This is a genomic window from Sediminibacterium sp., assembly GCF_019264485.1.
GTDB lineage: Bacteria > Bacteroidota > Bacteroidia > Chitinophagales > Chitinophagaceae > Sediminibacterium.
In genome coordinates this window covers 333,058-349,858 of sequence record NZ_JAHVAA010000014.1, presented here as the reverse complement: position 1 = coordinate 349,858, position 16,801 = coordinate 333,058, and the positions used below count along the sequence as shown (strand labels likewise).

The window sequence follows — 16,801 nt, the reverse complement described above, 5'->3', positions numbered from 1 at the left end:
ATACAGGAAGCAAGGATCAAGGAGGAGACAATATTGTCATTTTCAAGAATTTTCTTACCCCATGTTGCTTGATTTCTGGCTCTTTCTTGATCCCTGTACCTTGTCTCTTGATTCTTGTGTCTTAATTTAATTGAGCTGAAACAACTCCGCCGCTATTCCATCGGCGAGGAACTTTCCTTTTTTTGTGAGGATGAGTTGGTTGCCGGATAAATTCAGGTATTCCTCCTGTAAATATTTTTGTGCAGCGGCTTTAATAGCCGAAACATTTTTTTCGCCCCATTTTTTTTCAATCAGTTCCAGCGAACAACCTTCCATGGTACGTAAGCTGGTCATAATGTATTCGTTCAGTTGTTGTTCATCTGTGAGTTGCTCTGCTTCAAAGGGTATCAGATCCTGTTCTATACTTTTCAGGTAAAGTGCATTATTCGAAATATTCCATTGGCGAATACTACCGTTAAAGGAATGTGCCGAAGGCCCTAATCCGAGATATGGTTTGCCCTGCCAGTAACTGCTGTTATGTCTGCTGCGGAAACCGGGCCGGGCGAAATTGGAAATTTCATAATGTTCAAAACCGGCGGCTTCAAGACGGGTAGTGAGTAAATCGAAATGAACAGCCTGTTTTTGTTGATCCACATCTGCTTTAGTTCCTTTTTGTATCAGTTTATCCAAAGCCGTATTGGGTTCAACGGTTAATGCATAACAGGAGAGATGAGGTATGTTGAATGAAATAGCCGTTTCAATATTAGTGATCCACCTTTCATTGCTTAAACCTGGTGTACCATAAATAAGATCGATGGTGAGGTTATGGAAACCTGCATCCTGCGCCAGTTGTATACAGTTTTTAGCCTGACTGGCATTATGTGCCCTGTTCATCCATTGAAGGTCTTCTTCAAAAAAAGACTGGATACCGATACTCAACCTGTTGATTCCTGCTTTTTTCCATTCCAGCAATTTATCGGGTGAAATATCATCGGGGTTGGCTTCTAATGTTATTTCAGCATCCGTGGCGATGGAAAAATGGGAAGAAAATATATCCATCATGAGCATTAATTCTGCTGCCGTTAAAAGTGAAGGTGTTCCTCCTCCAAAATAAATAGTTGATACAGTACCGGTAATAAAATCTTTTCTGATAACAGCTTCCTTCGCAATAGCAGCAGCCATTGCTGTTCTCGATTGTTGTGAAGTAGAGAAATGAAAATTACAATAATGACAGGCTTTTCTGCAGAAAGGAATATGAATATAAATGCCCGACATATTTTACGAAGATACAGGTAAGCAGGCAGGGGTTGATGACTTAGAGATATGGTAAAAGCTTATTTTTGTATCAATGAACTTGCTGAAGCGTAGTTTTTTGGTGCTTACAGGAATATTTTCCTTTCTTATTGGCATAAGCCAAACCGATACACCCGTTCGCAGGGCTGTTGTTCAGCAAAATGACAGTGCTGTTCCGGTTACAAGGCGACAACCCATCGATACGGTATCAATCATTGCAGACACACTTCAACAACAGAGCGACAGTTTAAGGGCCGATTCAATCATACCTGCAACAATACCTATAGCTCCCGGTATCGATACCAGCACGTATAGAAAATATTATACCCATCCATTTTTACCCTTAACACAAAAGCCATTGTTCATGATTTCCGATTTCAGGGAAAGAAGAACGCTGGATGATATGTTTTACCTGTTGATGGGTGTGGTATTGCTGCTGGCTTTTGTGCGAACCGTTTTTCCAAGGTATTTTAAAAACCTGTTTATCCTCTTCCTGCAAACTTCATTGCGGCAAAAACAAACAAAAGATCAGTTGTTGCAGGATAACCTGGCATCCTTGTTTGTAAACCTCCTTTTTATTATTACCACAAGCATTTATGGTGCCCTCGTCATCCGAAATAAAGAATGGCTCGACTACCCGTTCTGGCATATAGTATTTTTTGGAGCCGGTTTGCTGACCATTGTATACTTCGGTAAATTTCTTTTCCTGCAGTTCGCGGGCTGGGTATTTAATTCGAGAGAAGCGGCTGTAAACTATACGTTTACGGTGTTCCTGGTAAACAAAGTACTGGGGGTGCTACTGGTGCCCTTTTTGTTCCTGATGGCCTTTGCCAGACCTGGTTTTAAGGAAGTTGCACTGACTGTTTCGGTTGGATTGGTGTTGCTGCTGCTGCTTTACAGGTATATAATATCCTTTGCCACAATAAGGAACACATTGAAAGTGAACGCTTTACATTTTTTTCTTTACCTTTGCGCCGTTGAAATACTTCCGCTATTGTTATTATATAAACTGATGGCGGATTATATCGGTGGAAGGTTTTAATTTTGCAAAATCTCAGACAGCAAGCTAGCATGGTAAAGAACGGAGCAAAACAAACGGGTACCCCTAAGACCTTAAAAAGAATATTGATCTCCCAGCCCAGACCCGAAAGCGATAAATCGCCTTATTTCGATCTGGAACGGAAGTATAAGGTAGAACTGGTATTTCATCCCTTTATTAAGCTGGATGGGATTCCCGCAAAAGATTTTCGCAAACAGAAAATTGATATCATGCATTATTCTGGGGTGATCTTCACCAGCAGAAATGCCATCGATCATTTTTTCCGTACCTGTGAAGAAATGAAAGTCACCATCGGACAGGATACAAAGTATTTCTGTATTACCGAAGCTGTGGCACTGTATCTCCAGAAATTTATTCTCTATCGCAAAAGAAAGGTATTCTATGGTGCCGATGGTACCAATAAGAGTATGTTCGATGTGATCAACAAACACAAGGAGAACGAGAAATTTCTTTATGTGTGTAGTGAGAACCAACAAGACAATGAAATCGTGAACTGGCTCAAATCGAATAACTGCGAGTTTCAACTGGCATTTATGTATCGCACCATCAGCAACGATATCAAAGAAGTGGTGGAAGGGAAAGAATACGATGTTATTTGCTTTTTTACACCCAGCGGCGTAAAGAGCCTTTTTGATAATATGCCCTCATTCAAACAAAACGGAACTGTCATCGGCGCATTTGGTAACAATACCTCGAAGGCAGTAGAAGATGCAGGATTGAAACTGGAAATTAAAGTGCCATCGCCTCAAAAACCAAGTATGGTATCGGCCCTTGATCAGTTTTTAGCTTCAATACAAACAAAAAAATAAATTCATCATCGCATGACAGATAAAAACCCCTTGCTAACGCAGGGGGTTTTATTTTAGTGGTCAAATTCAGCGCATGTCATCTACAGCCAAACATAATAACCGGTTGATACACGAAACAAGTCCGTATTTGTTGCAACATGCACACAATCCGGTAAACTGGTACCCCTGGGGTGAAGAAGCGTTATTGCTGGCAAAAAAAGAAGACAAACCCATCCTGATAAGCATTGGTTATGCCGCCTGTCACTGGTGTCATGTAATGGAGCGTGAGAGTTTTGAAGATGAAGCCACAGCTGCCATCATGAACGAGTATTTCATCAATATTAAAATTGACCGTGAAGAAAGACCCGATATTGATCATATATATATGGATGCGGTTCAGGCGATGACGGGTAGTGGGGGCTGGCCATTGAATGTTTTTCTTACACCTGATACCAAACCCTTTTATGGCGGTACTTATTTTCCCCCGGTAAGGGCACATAACAGACCGTCATGGAAAGAAGTATTACTAGGTTTATACAAGGCATACACAGAAAAAAGAGATGAGATTGATCAACAGGCTGAGAAACTTACACAGCACCTGCAATCCTCCAATGCATTTGGACAGCAGGCCAATACAACGGGCTGGGTAATGGCAGCGGAAACCATTGAAGACATAGCAGCCAATATGCTGAAGCAAGCCGATACAGAATGGGGTGGTTTTGGCCATGCGCCTAAGTTTCCGCAAACGCAAACCATCCGGTATTTATTAAGACATTTTCATTTTCATGGCGATGCGGCTGCAAAAAAACAGGCATTACTGAGTCTGGATAAAATGATCGACGGTGGTATCTACGACCAGTTGGGTGGAGGTTTTGCGAGGTACAGCACCGATACCGAATGGCTGGCACCTCACTTCGAAAAAATGCTCTACGATAATGCGTTGATTGTAATGGCCATGTGCGAAGCCTATGCAATAACAAAATCAAATAAATATGCAAGGGCTATTCACGAAACCCTGTCGTTTGTAGAACGCGAACTGATGCACGCCGATGGTGGTTTCTACAGTGCACTCGATGCAGACAGCGAAGGGGTGGAAGGAAAATTTTATACATGGTCCTTGCAGGAAATTGAAGAAGTATTGGGAGAAGAAGCTGAATTATTCTGTGCCTATTACGATATAACTGAAGAGGGTAATTGGGAGGAAACAAATATTCTGCGGGTAAAAATGCAGCCGGCTGATTTTGCGGCGGCGAACGGCTTTACAGAAACGGCGTGGCTGGAAAAATTAGCAACATCAAAAACAATACTCAGGCAACGCCGCGACCAGCGGGTGCGTCCATTATTAGACGATAAGCATTTACTCGGTTGGAATGCTTTGATGAATTCAGCCTATGGACAGGCTTACGCCGTACTGGGAGATAACAGGTACAGGGTAATTGCCGAAAAGAATATACAGTTTTTAGAACAGTCATTCAGTAAAGCTGAGAATGGCAGGTGGTTCCATACCTGCAAAGAAGGTAAAGCCGGCATACCTGCTTTCCTGGACGATTATGCCTATTTGATACAGGCATATATACAGTTACAGGAAATAACCGGTAAGGGCAACTACCTGTTAAAGGCAAAAGAACTGCTTGAACTGGTGAACCTGTATTTCAGTGAAGAAAAAACAGGGTTTTACTTCTATACCATGGAAGGACAGGCCGATATTATAGTGCGGAAGAAAGAAGTGTACGATGGGGCAACCCCCAGTGGAAATGCGGTAATGGCCGCCAACCTGCAATACCTTGGAAGGGTGTTCGACAGGAAAGACTGGCTCGACAGGATGCACCAGGTACTGGCCGGACTGGGCCAGGCTGTAGTAAAGCATCCTACCTCTTTTGGGGTATGGGCCATGGTAATGCAGGCCGAACTGGCAGGGTGGAAGGAGGTTGCGCTGATGGGCCCCGGGGCCGGAATTTACCTGCCACAGGTATTGGAACGTTTTTCGCCCAATAAAATACTGCAGACGGAAGAAACTAAAGAATGGGAATTCCCGTTATTAGCAGGAAAAATGCCTAAAGACGGGAAAGTATTGTTTTACATATGCCAAAATTTCGCCTGTAGTGATTATACTACTGATAAAATAGTTGATTTTTTAGCAAATGTGTAACAAGAATTACGGTAATTTGCTGGCTGACAGTGGCTTCGCGCCTTTATCAGATAGTGAAAACAAAATCATAACATTACTGAGATCATCTTTACCCGCCTTGTGAAATTATTGGTTTTTCAATTTGAAAACTGTAGTTCGCTACAGTTCTAAACTTATATTTGTCACTGTCATAAATCACTTTGATCAGATGAAAGGTTTATTAACAACTATTACCCTGGCCGTATTCACGCTAAGCATGAGTTCATGTTTCCTGAATAAGGGCAAAAAGTCGAAGGGCTTACCAGATGACGGTCAGTTACACGGAGTTGCACCAACTGCCAGGCCAAGTATGAGCACACCAAGGAATATGGTGTATATCCCACCGGGAACCTTTCATATGGGGCCAAGTGATGAGGATATCAGTTTCAACTATACCAACCGGAACAGATCTATGTCTATACCCGGTTTCTGGATGGATGCAACAGAGATCACCAACGACCAGTATCGCCAGTTTGTAACCTGGGTACGCGATTCTCTTTCCTTCAAAATTTTATATGGTGGTGGTATCAATAAAGATGATGATACTTCTGCTGTTGACTGGAAAAAAGTACCCCAGATTAAATACGATAAAGCTACCATTGAAAAATTGAATGAACTGAACCTGGCCCCCGATAACCGCCTGTTCGGAAGAAATGAAATTGATCCGGGTAAACTGAAATATAAAGTAGAATATTTTAACCTCGCAGAAGCAGCCAAGCGCGAAAATGCTGACAGACCCCGTAAAGATTTCATTGTAAAATATGATGAGAAAGTGTATCCTGATACACTGGTATGGATCAGAGATTTCTCATATTCATACAATGAGCCAATGACCAAACGTTATTTTGCTCACCCTTCCTATGGTAAATACCCTGTAGTAGGTGTAACCTGGAAACAGGCAGTAGCATTTTGTCATTGGAGAACACATATTCAGAATTCCTTTTTAGAGAAGAAAAAATTTGCAGTAGACGGCGACTATCGTTTACCAAGTGAAGCTGAATGGGAATATGCTGCCCGTGGCGGAAGAACCAACTCCATGTACCCCTGGGGTAACTATTACCTGAGAAACAAAAAAGGATGTCTGCTGGCCAATTTCAAACCTGGTCGTGGTAACTATCCTGAAGATGGTGGTTTCTATACCGTTAAAGCCGATGCCTACTGGGCCAATGAATATGGCTTATATAATATGTCTGGAAACGTAGCTGAGTGGACAGGTTCCTATTTCTATGAAGGCTCTTACAATTTTATGTCAGACCTGAGTCCGGATGTACGTATCGAAGCAGCTGATTCAGACCTGCCCCGTATGAAACGTAAAGTAGTACGTGGTGGTAGCTGGAAAGACATTGCCTATTATTTACAGGTAAGTACCCGTAATTATGAGTACCAGGATACAGCCAAATCCTATATCGGATTCCGTTGTGTAATTGACCTTGCTCCCAAATCAAAAAAATAAAATTATAAGATCTGGTCTTAAGCCAGAAAAAGCCAATACCTAACTATCAAAAACTAAATTCAACATTATGGCCTCAGGTGTTTCTCCCGCAACGAACCGAATTGTAAATGTCATTGTATGTCTTGGTGCCTCAGTGGTAATTTTTGGTGCCATGGCTAAAATTCTTCACCTGTCATGGGCAGACTGGGCGCTGAAGATTGGTCTTACTACGGAAGCATTAATCTTCGTCGTATATGCTATTCTGCCTCCACCCGATATGGGAGCACCAGCTCCTGTAGCTGTTGCTGGTAACCCTGCATTGAAAAGTTTAGATGATATGTTACAGCAGGCCGACATTACGCCTGCCAACTTATCTAAACTGAGTGCCAATTTCCAGAAATTGGGTACTACCGTTGAGAACATGGGTGAGATCAGCAATGTGGTAAAAGCTACGGGTGATTTTTCTGCCAAAACACAGGAAGCTACTGCAGCTTTATCATCTGTGGCTGGTGCAGTAAACCAGGCTACACAATCATTGGCAGGTTTCAACAGCGCATCAGAAAATACCAAACAATTTCATGAGCAGGTGCAGGTATTAACCAAAAACCTGTCATCACTCAATACCATTTATGAACTGGAATTACAGGAGAGCAATAATCACCTGAAAGCATTAAATCAGTTTTATGGTAAACTGGCACAGGCTTCTGCAGCAATGTCGAGCAGCGCTGATGATGCCTTAAAAGCAAAAGAACAAATTGCTGTATTGGCCAATAACCTGGGTAAACTGAACCAGGTATATGGTAATATGCTTACTGCCATGCAGGGTCGTGCATAATAAGCCGGCAACCGAACAACCAAAACCTATTGTAAAACAGCATTAGAAAATTTAAGATAAATGTCATTACCAAAGGAGCCGCGGCAGAAGATGATCAACATGATGTACCTGGTGTTAACAGCACTGCTGGCACTGAATGTATCATCTGAAATTCTGAACGCATTTAAAACGGTAGACAGGAGCCTGGTTACAGCGAGTGGAATTGTGGAGAAGAAAAATGATGAAGTATTCAGGTCGTTTCAGGCAAAAGTAGAAGATCCTAAAACCAGAGAAAAAGCATTACTGTGGTTGCCAAAAGCACAACAGGCAAAAAAACTGGCAGCTGATTTGTATACTTATATGGAGGCGCTGAAAAAAGAGTTGAAAGAAGAATCAGGTCTTACCAAAGCAGAAGATGGAACTGAATCATACAAAGAAGATAACCTCGATGCAGCAACCCGTATGTTTATTTCTGCACCACCTAATGGAAAAGGGAAAGGGAAGGAATTATTTAACAAACTGACAGAATTTAAAAAGCAATTACTGGCCATCGATCCCGAAATGGCCAAAGAAATTGCCGCTTCCCTACCATTGGATCTTACTCCCTTGCCTACTACCAGTGAAGCCGGTAAAGGCGACTGGGCTTATGGTTATTTTCACATGACTCCAACCGTAGCTGCTATTACCATCCTGAGTAAGTTTCAGAATGACGTAAAAAACAGTGAATCACAGGCTGTGGAATATTGTCATCGCCAGATTGGACAGGTAGAACTGATTTATGATGAGTTTCAGGCATTTGCCGGAACCAACTCTCAATACCTGATGCCGGGAGAAGAACTGGTGATTACTGCAGGTATCGGTGCCTTCAGTAAAGCAGCAAAACCAAACATTACGGTTGACGGGGCAGCTGTACCAATCAATGCAGAAGGTGCCGCAGAATATAAAACAAGGGTAAGTAATTCAGGTGCCGGTGTAAAAAAAGTAAGGATATCGTACCTGAAACCTGATGGTACTTCAGCAGTGGTAGAAAAAGAAGTTCGTTATACCGTAGGTGTTCCATCCGGACTGGTGGTTTCTACTGATAAGACAAGGGTTTTCTATCAGGGACTTGATAACGTATTGAGTGTAACCGGTGGAGGTGGAGACGAAAAAGTAAAAGTAAATATTGAAGGTACCAATGTTACCATGCGTAAAGAAGGTGCCGGACAGTACATAGTTGTACCCCAGCAACTGGGAACAGTGGTGGTGAATGCAACAGACGGAAAAAATACACAGCGAATCACCATCCCTGTAAAACGCGTACCCGATCCGATAGCGATTGTAGGTGGAAGTGCGGGTGGTACCATGAACGCAAATGTGTTCCGTGTTCAGAAAGGGGTGATTGCCGACTTACGTGATTTCGTATTTGAAGGGGTGAAATTTGAAGTATTGAACTATATGCTGATCTGTACCGGTAAAGGATTTGATGAACCAGAGTTTGCAGAAGTAAATGGTCCTTCATTCAGTGGAGATGCGATGAACCTCATCAGACGTTGTCAGCCAGGTACCACAGTAACTATTGGAGAGATTAAACTGAAGCAACCGGGTGGTGGAACGAGGAAATTAGACCAGAATATTACATTCATCTTGCAATAAAGCAGTGATTATGAAAAAGACATTCTTATTGTGTGTTACGGTTTCATTGCTGGCAGGTACTACTGCCATGGCACAGGGTTTTGGTAACCTGCGGAATAACCGTAAGCCTGCAGCCGATTCGGCAAACAAAACCAATACGCCAGCTGTTGCCGGCCGCGATACGGTTAAACCCGTAACCAAACCTGCAGTTGATCCTGCTTCTGTAAAACCAACCAAAACCATTGATACCACCATCATCGGCGGTTTTGGGGAAGTGATTCCAAGAAGTTTGCGTAACGAAACTGCTGCCGACCGCAGTCAGACCCGTGAAAAACGTCCTCTGGAATATGAACACCTGCGTGAAGATGATCAGTTATTCAGTGAATTTATCTGGAGAGAAATCGATGCCCGTGAAAAAGTAAACCAGGCATTTATGTATCCCGGGAAGGATGATATGGGCGATCAGCGCTTTTTCTCTATCATGCTGAGCGCCATTAAAAACGACAGCGTAATGGCTTTCTCTGCAGAAGGCGGTGATGATCGTTTTACCAAGCCTCTGACTTACGACGATATCATGAAAATGATGAAGGGACGTCTGGATACCCAATTGGTACAAAATGCCGACAACCCGAATGTGGTAGATACAGCGGTGATTTATGATACTAAATTTGCACCCAATCCAGACTCTATCTACACCTTCCGTGTAAAAGAGCAGTGGATATTCGATAAGGAAGCCAGCCGTTTGTTTGTACGTATACTGGGTATTGCACCTGTAGCTAAACTGGTGATCAACGGAAAATCAACACCCAGAACCCTGTTCTGGATCTATTACCCTGAAATGCGTAAAACACTTACCAAATTCAACGTATACAATCCCAAAAACTACGCTGGCCGTATGACATGGGAAGAGTTGTTCGAAAGTCGCTTTTTCTCCAGTTATATTGTAAAGACCAGCTCTAATAACCCCAGCGACCGTTTCCTTGCTGCCCTTATCAAAGATCCTTTATTCCGTCTCCTGGAAGGCGAAAACATCAAGGAGCGCCTGTTTAATTACGAACAGGATGTATGGCAATACTAATCAGAAAAGAATCATATAATACCCAAAAAAAGGAGCTGAAAAGCTCCTTTTTCGATTAAAAAAACCTTATATTATATTTTTTGAACAAGGATTATTGGTTAATTCAATGGAATCCTTAACTTTACTCCGGTTTTTCATAGGATATTGGATTTTAAAAACGGGGTTGGATTTCTATCCTGACCCCTTTTTTTATTTTAACCCTATCCTTTCTCTTCTGCAAAGAACGCCAGCAACAAGTCGGTTTTTTTGCTGCCTATCACTTTCACCAGCATATCCTTATCCGCTTCCTTTATATTTTTTACCGATCTGAAAGTCTTTAACAAAGCAGCCGCTGTTTGCTGACCGATGCCTTTAATATTTTCCAGTTCATTTTTAAATGTGCCTCTGGATCGCTGATTGCGGTGGAACGTAATGCCAAAACGATGTACTTCATCACGAATACGTCTTACCAGTTTTAAACTGTCGCTGTCCCAGGGTAACTTGATGGAAGCCGTATCACCCGCAAAGAAAATTTCTTCCTCATTTTTCGCAAGCCCCACCAATGTCAGTTGACCGGATAGCCCCAATTCATGAATACTTTCCATGGCGGCACTCAGCTGGCCTTTACCGCCATCAATAATCACCAGTTGAGGGAGTGGGGCCAATTCGGCCTGCAAGCGTTTATACCTCCTGTACACCACTTCTTTCATCGTGGCAAAATCGTTGATGCCCTGCACCGTTTTAACATTGTAATGCCGATAGTCCTTTTTACTCGGCAAACCATCCCTGAAACAAACCATTGCCGATACCGGGTATGCTCCCTGAAAATTGGAATTATCAAAACACTCAATATGCAGGGGTACTTCCTGCAGGTGCAGATAAGATTGTAATTCATACAATACTTTTTTCTTTTCCAGATCGGAACTGCCCTCTAAGTGTAATGTTTTTTTTCGCCTGAGTTCTTCTTTAAAATAGTTCACGTTTTTCAATGCCAGGTCGAGTAGTTTCTTTTTGTCGCCTGCTTTCGGAACAGTAATGGTGATACCGGCATCGGGGTATTCAATATTAAAGGGCAGGATGATTTCTTTGGCAATGCTGTTGAAATCGGTCCTGATACGGTTTACGGCAAAACTGAGTACTTCTTCTTCTGTTTCTTCGAGTTTGGGTTCAAGCGGAACAGTATGTGTTTGTACGATGGTGCCATTAGAAACCATCAGGTAACTTACATAGGCAAGCTCATCGTCTTTCAGTATGGCAAATACATCTACACTGTTCAAATGCCTGCTCACAATAACAGAACTGGCCTGATAGCTTTCCAGGTGCTCAATTTTTTTGCGCGTCAGTTCTGCTTTTTCAAATTCCAGTTGCACCGCCTGTTCCTGCATCTGGGTCTTAAAATGTGCAATAACAGAACCCAGGTTACCCTTCAGCATATTTCTTACCTGCTGCAGGCTCTCTGCATACGAAACGGCATCCTGCAAGCCTTCACAGGGACCCTTGCAGTTACCCAGGTGATATTCAAGGCATACTTTAAACTTACCCTTCTGAATATTATGATCTGAAAGATTGAGCTTGCAGGTACGTAAGGGAATATACTGCCTGATAAAAGCAATCAGCTCACGTACTCTTCCCGCAGAAGTAAACGGGCCGAGGTATTCGGAACCATCATTTATTTTTTTCCGGGTGAGGAAAATACGGGGGAAGGGCTCTTTTTTGATGACGATATAAGGATAAGTCTTGTCGTCTTTTAGGTTGATGTTAAATCGGGGCTGGTATTCTTTGATCAGTGAGTTCTCTAATAAAAAAGCATCCTGTTCAGAATCTACAATGGTGAACTCAATTCTCCTGATTCGCTGAACCAGTTCATGGGTTTTATAAGTGGTAAAGGTTTTGGAGAAATAGGAACTCACTCTTTTACGCAGGTCTTTTGCCTTGCCTACATATAATAACACATCCTCTGCATCGAAATATTTATAGATGCCGGGTTGATGTGGAATGGTATGAGCGCGTTGTTGAAATTCCTGTTGTGTCATGCTGTATTATTCATTCATCATCTGAAGTACTGCCCCATTTTACTTCGGTTAGTTCCTGCCGATGGTAACCATTTCCGGTAGAGAGCGACCTGTTGATCTGAAAGCCTTTAAATGCCCGCCAGTTATGTTGTTCCTGGATACTGGTATCGCCCCGTTGGGTAAATGACCGGATGAAAATACGTTTTACCTGGTTGCTTTGTTCATCCAGCAAAATATCAACCCCCTGTACACGCACTTCACGGTTAACTGCCGTATAATTCAACGTATAGCTATTGGTGCCTGCATCCTGGAAAACGGTTTCACGGTAATTTTTTTTATCCCTGGCATTACTGATGTCTTTAGTTATAAACTCCTGCGCCAGTTGTATAAACTGCATACTGTCTAAAACAGCTGAATCCTTCATACCATTCATGGTGCGATATACATAAATGGGTTTCCTTAAAAGGATTACCTGATTAACCTGCTCCTCAAAAAAAAGTCCCGTAGTAAAAAACCGAGTGCTGTCTGGGGAGGGTTGTAATTGCGTTTCGGGTGCGGTGGGTTCGCCACAGGATATTATAGTGATAATGGTGATCAGGGAAAAAGAAATCAACTGTATTCTCATGCCGTAAAATTATTCAAACTGAATGTAAAAAAGCCACCCGCTTCAGGCGGATGGCTTTAATAAGAAAGCTAGTTTGGGTTTATTGTAACGCCTTGGTAAGGCCGATACGCATTCCATAGTCTAACAGGTACTCCTTAATCGGATACTTGTTAGAGAAAGTGGGCAGGTGCTGGTAACGAATCTGTGGTCCGAGCTGCCAGCTTGTTTTGCCCGATGTATAAGTGAGGTTAAAACCAACACTGGTATTGATATTCCATTTACGCACAAAATCGTTTCCATCGGCATAATGCCTGTAATCGGTAGATAAGAGGTACACGTTTTTATTCAGGTTCAGTGTGGGCTGAACAGAAGCTTCTGCATTCAATCCTACATGTCTGCCCTTCAACACATCCCACTGCAGACCAACCGGAATAGAGAGCTGGTACACTTTATTGGCCAGTTCGGTTTGTTTATACCCTACATTATTATTGTAAGGAGAATAGCGGGTAATATTTTCAACACCATTAAAATTAATCAGCGAAATAGTAGCACGGTCAAAAGTGCTCGACTGGAAGGTTTCTATCTGGTAATGACGGATATTAAGTTGTAAACCCGTTTTCAGTTTCAAACGGTCGCTGATCGTGTACAGCATGGCAAAACCCATTTCCAAACCCACGGCCGGACGATGACGTACCACCTGGTTTACATTGGCTGGCTGATTCAAAGGTGCATTTACCGGTAAAGCAGCAGAGCTGGCCGGCTGAACAAGGTCTTTTACTTTTTCATCAGATAACCTGCGATAGCTGGTAGAAGGAGTGATATAAAACTGGAAACCGAATTTTGAAAATTTCCTCGGTGCTGTTTTTTTAGAAGCCGAAGTCTTGAATATTTTCAGGTTCTCGTTAATAAGCGGATATTTTTCTTCTGTGGGTATAACAGCTACTTCATTATTAACCGATTCATTATTTGCAGGAATACTATTGCCATTATCGGTTGCTGTTACTGTTTCTTCCTTGGCAGTGAGTGTATTGTTGATACTGTTTACCGGAGTAGCATTCAATGAATGCGCTTTATTGATATTGGTTACAGCTACATTCCCCGTTTTGTAAGGCTGGTTATTCATGGTGATGGTAGAGCCCGGTGTAATATTATCAACCGTATAATTTACAGTACTGGTTGCATCCAGCTCTGCAATGGTATTGGTATTGATGGAAGAAGGGGCAAGTGTGTTAAAATAACGCCTGCTTTTTTCGGTAGCGGCATTATTGGCTGCAAGGGCTTCCTGCTGACTCGTAATGACATTGGGTACCGATGGTGGCTGTAAGTGTACATTTTGCTGCTGTGTACTTAAAACGGTGCTCAGGGTAAGTGCAGTAATAATAAAAACAGCAATAAAAGTAAGTGCAGGCCATGAACGGTAGCCATGCAACTCCGTACGTATATTATTCCATACATGATCCGATGGATACATACGGTGCTGTTTTACTTCATCGTGTAAAAACTGCTCAAACTCGTCCTGGTACATCTTCTTATCCATAACAAACAGCGGCTACGATTTATTAAAAGCGGCAAGCCACTGAAAATCCTTTTTTGGTCCTTCGATGATCTTTTTACGGATCAAAATATTTTCAAGCATCGCTTTGGCACGGGTGTACTGGCTGCGGCTGGTACTTTCCTCTATGTCGAGCATAATGCCTATTTCTTTATGACTATACCCTTCCAATGCATAGAGGTTTAAAACCGTTCTGTAACCTACAGGTAATAAACGTATGCATTCAATGATCTGACGGGCCTGCATAATAGATGGTACTGTTTCTTCCCTTACATGTACCGTATTGGCATAACTGATATCCAGACTTTCATTGAACTTTTTATGTTTCTTCAGAAAGTTGATACAGGTATGAACAATGATACGCCTGATCCATCCTTCAAATGCGCCTTTGTTCTGAAACGTATGTATCTGGGTAAATACTTTAATGAACCCTTCCTGCAACATATCTTCCGCATCTTCGCGGTTGGGTGCAAAACGGTAACACACACTCAGCATTTTTGGGCTGAACCGGTTATACAACTCGCGCTGAGCGGCAGCGTCGTTTTGTAAACAGCCTGCGATAATAGCCTGCTCCGTCATGAAGGGGTAAAATAGTTTACCCTAAATATAGACATATTTTACCTTCCGATGCTGCATTGCGTAACGGAATTGTATCTGTGTAAATATTAAGTGAGGATTAATTCGGCTGGTGAACGGAGGAATTTCGGGTAAAAATGGATAATTTAACCTAAGAAGCTGATTCTCACAATCCTATATAAAACCTGCATATGGAAGACATAGCTACCCTGAAGCCAATAACCCCTCCCAAAACGGTATTGGATGATATACCTCCACCCACAACAGGTCTGGCGCCCTATACTGGTCCGTGGACGGAGGCAGAAGTAATTCACCTGCTCAAACGGGCCCTTTTTGGAGCCAAACGAAGCGATATCGCTTATTTTCAATCGCTCACCTGTGCCCAGGCCGTAGATGCTTTGTTAACCATTCCTCCCGATGCACCCGCACCACCCGTAAAAGAATATACCACACCTGCCAACGCCACCACACCCGATACCAATATTCTGCAGGGCGACACCTGGGTAAACGACCCCAATAACGACGGAACGGTGGGTAGCCTACGCAGGGCCTCTTTTAAAAAATGGTGGATGGGACTGATGATTAAACAAGACAGAAACCTGCGGGAAAAAATGACCCTGTTCTGGCATAATCATTTCGCTACAGAAAGTACCGATATCAACGCACAGTTTCTGTATAAGCACCATGCATTGTTACGCAGTTATGCCCTGGGAAATTTTAAAGCGCTGGTAAAAGCCGTTACACTTGATCCCGCTATGCTGGTATACCTCAACGGACAACTAAACCAGGCTGTGGCGCCCGATGAAAACTATGGGCGTGAGTTGCAGGAACTTTTTTGTTGTGGTAAAGGCCCCGGTTCGCAATACACCGAAGAAGATGTACAGGAGTCGGCCAGGGTACTAACCGGGTGGAGAAATAATGCCAATACCATTTCTTCCTTTTACGATAATAACCGCCATGATAAAAAAGACAAACAGTTTTCTTCTTTCTATAACAATACGGTGATCACCGGAAAAAATGGACCCACTGCAGGGGAGGAAGAACTGGATGCCATGCTCAATATGATTTTCGCCACCAACGAAGTGGCAGAATATATGTGTCGCAGGTTTTATCGCTGGCTGGTATATTATGATATTGATGAAACAGTAGAGAATAATATTATCAAACCATTGGCAGTTATATTCCGCAACGCCAATTATGAAGTGGCTCCGGTATTACGTACCCTGCTGATGAGCGAACATTTTTTTGATATCCTTTCGCGAGGATGCCAGATAAAAAGTCCGGTTGATTTAGTGGTGGGTGTCTGTCGTGAATTCGAGATTCCATTTCAACCGGATACTGATTATATCACCAATTATGGGCACTGGAATTATCTCGTGAACCAGGCTTCCAATCTCCAGCAGAATATTGGCGATCCGCCCGATGTGAGTGGATGGAAAGCCTATTACCAGGAACCACAGTTTTATGAAATGTGGATCAACAGCGATACACTTCCCAAACGCAACCAGTTTACCGATACCATGGTGATGAATGGTTACACATTTGCCGGTGCAAAAATGGTGATTGATGGTGCCGAACTGGCAAAAACATTCAGCAATCCCGGCGATCCCAATCAATTGATTAATGATTTCACCAAACTCATGTACCGGATTGATTTGTCTGATACATCAAAGGCACAGATAAAAAAAGATATACTGCTGGGCGGACAGTCGCAGGATTATTACTGGACCAATGCCTGGGATCAGTTCATCAATAATCCGGGCGATATGGCCAATACCACAACGGTACGCAACTATATACGCGATCTCATCAAATATTTAATGAATCTCGCCGAGTACCAACTCGCCTAAAAC

General features: G+C 42.6%; 13 protein-coding genes. 8 read left to right on the top strand and 5 right to left on the bottom strand.

All coding sequences use genetic code 11. The annotated features are described in order from the left end of the window. Positions 1 to 126: 126 nt before the first annotated feature. Entirely contained in the window at positions 127 to 1,254 is a 1,128-nt protein-coding gene (gene hemW / locus KXJ59_RS13020; protein ID WP_295205352.1) for a radical SAM family heme chaperone HemW, read from the bottom strand. Between the two features lie 73 nt (positions 1,255 to 1,327). On the opposite strand from hemW, the gene KXJ59_RS13015 reads away from it, so the two are divergent. From KXJ59_RS13015 to gldN, 7 genes are all read left to right on the top strand, one after another. Then, the gene (locus KXJ59_RS13015) at positions 1,328 to 2,314 is read left to right on the top strand and encodes a DUF4271 domain-containing protein (RefSeq protein WP_295205350.1); all 987 of its coding nucleotides are present in this window, start codon (positions 1,328 to 1,330) and stop codon (positions 2,312 to 2,314) included. Between the two features lie 29 nt (positions 2,315 to 2,343). Further along, entirely contained in the window at positions 2,344 to 3,141 is a 798-nt protein-coding gene (locus KXJ59_RS13010) for a uroporphyrinogen-III synthase (RefSeq protein ID WP_295205347.1), read from the top strand. A gap of 73 nt (positions 3,142 to 3,214) precedes the next feature. After that, positions 3,215 to 5,269 carry a thioredoxin domain-containing protein gene (locus tag KXJ59_RS13005; RefSeq protein WP_295205345.1) on the top strand — a complete coding sequence of 685 codons (2,055 nt, stop codon included), beginning with the start codon at positions 3,215 to 3,217 and terminating at the stop codon, positions 5,267 to 5,269. Positions 5,270 to 5,456: 187 nt separating this feature from the next. After that, complete coding sequence (locus KXJ59_RS13000) at positions 5,457 to 6,740, top strand: SUMF1/EgtB/PvdO family nonheme iron enzyme (RefSeq protein WP_295205342.1); 1,284 nt, start codon at positions 5,457 to 5,459, stop codon at positions 6,738 to 6,740. A gap of 67 nt (positions 6,741 to 6,807) precedes the next feature. Further along, positions 6,808 to 7,554, top strand: a complete 747-nt coding sequence (gene gldL / locus KXJ59_RS12995) for a gliding motility protein GldL (protein ID WP_295205339.1) — start codon at positions 6,808 to 6,810, stop codon at positions 7,552 to 7,554. A 60-nt stretch (positions 7,555 to 7,614) separates the two neighbouring features. Next, the gene (gldM, locus tag KXJ59_RS12990; RefSeq protein WP_295205337.1) at positions 7,615 to 9,168 is read left to right on the top strand and encodes a gliding motility protein GldM; all 1,554 of its coding nucleotides are present in this window, start codon (positions 7,615 to 7,617) and stop codon (positions 9,166 to 9,168) included. 10 nt (positions 9,169 to 9,178) lie between these two features. Further along, positions 9,179 to 10,225, top strand: a complete 1,047-nt coding sequence (gldN, locus tag KXJ59_RS12985) for a gliding motility protein GldN (RefSeq protein WP_295205334.1) — start codon at positions 9,179 to 9,181, stop codon at positions 10,223 to 10,225. 200 nt (positions 10,226 to 10,425) lie between these two features. On the opposite strand, the gene uvrC is transcribed toward gldN, so the two are convergent. The 4 genes from uvrC to KXJ59_RS12965 form a co-directional block, all read right to left on the bottom strand. After that, positions 10,426 to 12,237, bottom strand: a complete 1,812-nt coding sequence (gene uvrC / locus KXJ59_RS12980; RefSeq protein WP_295205331.1) for an excinuclease ABC subunit UvrC — start codon at positions 12,235 to 12,237, stop codon at positions 10,426 to 10,428. A gap of 10 nt (positions 12,238 to 12,247) precedes the next feature. Further along, on the bottom strand, positions 12,248 to 12,841 hold the full coding sequence (locus tag KXJ59_RS12975) for a hypothetical protein (protein WP_295205328.1): 594 nt from the start codon (positions 12,839 to 12,841) through the stop codon (positions 12,248 to 12,250). Between the two features lie 79 nt (positions 12,842 to 12,920). Continuing rightward, on the bottom strand, positions 12,921 to 14,357 hold the full coding sequence (locus KXJ59_RS12970; protein ID WP_295205326.1) for an outer membrane beta-barrel protein: 1,437 nt from the start codon (positions 14,355 to 14,357) through the stop codon (positions 12,921 to 12,923). Between the two features lie 12 nt (positions 14,358 to 14,369). Continuing rightward, the gene (locus KXJ59_RS12965; RefSeq protein ID WP_295205324.1) at positions 14,370 to 14,951 is read right to left on the bottom strand and encodes a sigma-70 family RNA polymerase sigma factor; all 582 of its coding nucleotides are present in this window, start codon (positions 14,949 to 14,951) and stop codon (positions 14,370 to 14,372) included. Positions 14,952 to 15,139: 188 nt separating this feature from the next. Between KXJ59_RS12965 and KXJ59_RS12960 the strand changes: the two genes are divergently transcribed. After that, positions 15,140 to 16,798, top strand: coding sequence for a DUF1800 domain-containing protein (locus tag KXJ59_RS12960; RefSeq protein ID WP_295205323.1), 1,659 nt, complete (start codon positions 15,140 to 15,142; stop codon positions 16,796 to 16,798). Positions 16,799 to 16,801: the final 3 nt, after the last annotated feature.

Excerpts from the sequence above, each read along its gene's own strand:
- KXJ59_RS13000 (WP_295205342.1), top strand. The coding sequence starts at position 5,457 with ATGAAAGGTTTATTAACAACTATTACCCTGGCCGTATTCACGCTAAGC.
- KXJ59_RS13005 (WP_295205345.1), top strand. The coding sequence starts at position 3,215 with ATGTCATCTACAGCCAAACATAATAACCGGTTGATACACGAAACAAGT.
- gldL (WP_295205339.1), top strand. The coding sequence starts at position 6,808 with ATGGCCTCAGGTGTTTCTCCCGCAACGAACCGAATTGTAAATGTCATT.
- KXJ59_RS12975 (WP_295205328.1), bottom strand. The coding sequence starts at position 12,841 with ATGAGAATACAGTTGATTTCTTTTTCCCTGATCACCATTATCACTATA.
- hemW (WP_295205352.1), bottom strand. The coding sequence starts at position 1,254 with ATGTCGGGCATTTATATTCATATTCCTTTCTGCAGAAAAGCCTGTCAT.
- gldN (WP_295205334.1), top strand. The coding sequence starts at position 9,179 with ATGAAAAAGACATTCTTATTGTGTGTTACGGTTTCATTGCTGGCAGGT.
- gldM (WP_295205337.1), top strand. The coding sequence starts at position 7,615 with ATGTCATTACCAAAGGAGCCGCGGCAGAAGATGATCAACATGATGTAC.
- KXJ59_RS12965 (WP_295205324.1), bottom strand. The coding sequence starts at position 14,951 with ATGACGGAGCAGGCTATTATCGCAGGCTGTTTACAAAACGACGCTGCC.
- uvrC (WP_295205331.1), bottom strand. The coding sequence starts at position 12,237 with ATGACACAACAGGAATTTCAACAACGCGCTCATACCATTCCACATCAA.
- KXJ59_RS13015 (WP_295205350.1), top strand. The coding sequence starts at position 1,328 with ATGAACTTGCTGAAGCGTAGTTTTTTGGTGCTTACAGGAATATTTTCC.
- KXJ59_RS12960 (WP_295205323.1), top strand. The coding sequence starts at position 15,140 with ATGGAAGACATAGCTACCCTGAAGCCAATAACCCCTCCCAAAACGGTA.
- KXJ59_RS12970 (WP_295205326.1), bottom strand. The coding sequence starts at position 14,357 with ATGGATAAGAAGATGTACCAGGACGAGTTTGAGCAGTTTTTACACGAT.
- KXJ59_RS13010 (WP_295205347.1), top strand. The coding sequence starts at position 2,344 with ATGGTAAAGAACGGAGCAAAACAAACGGGTACCCCTAAGACCTTAAAA.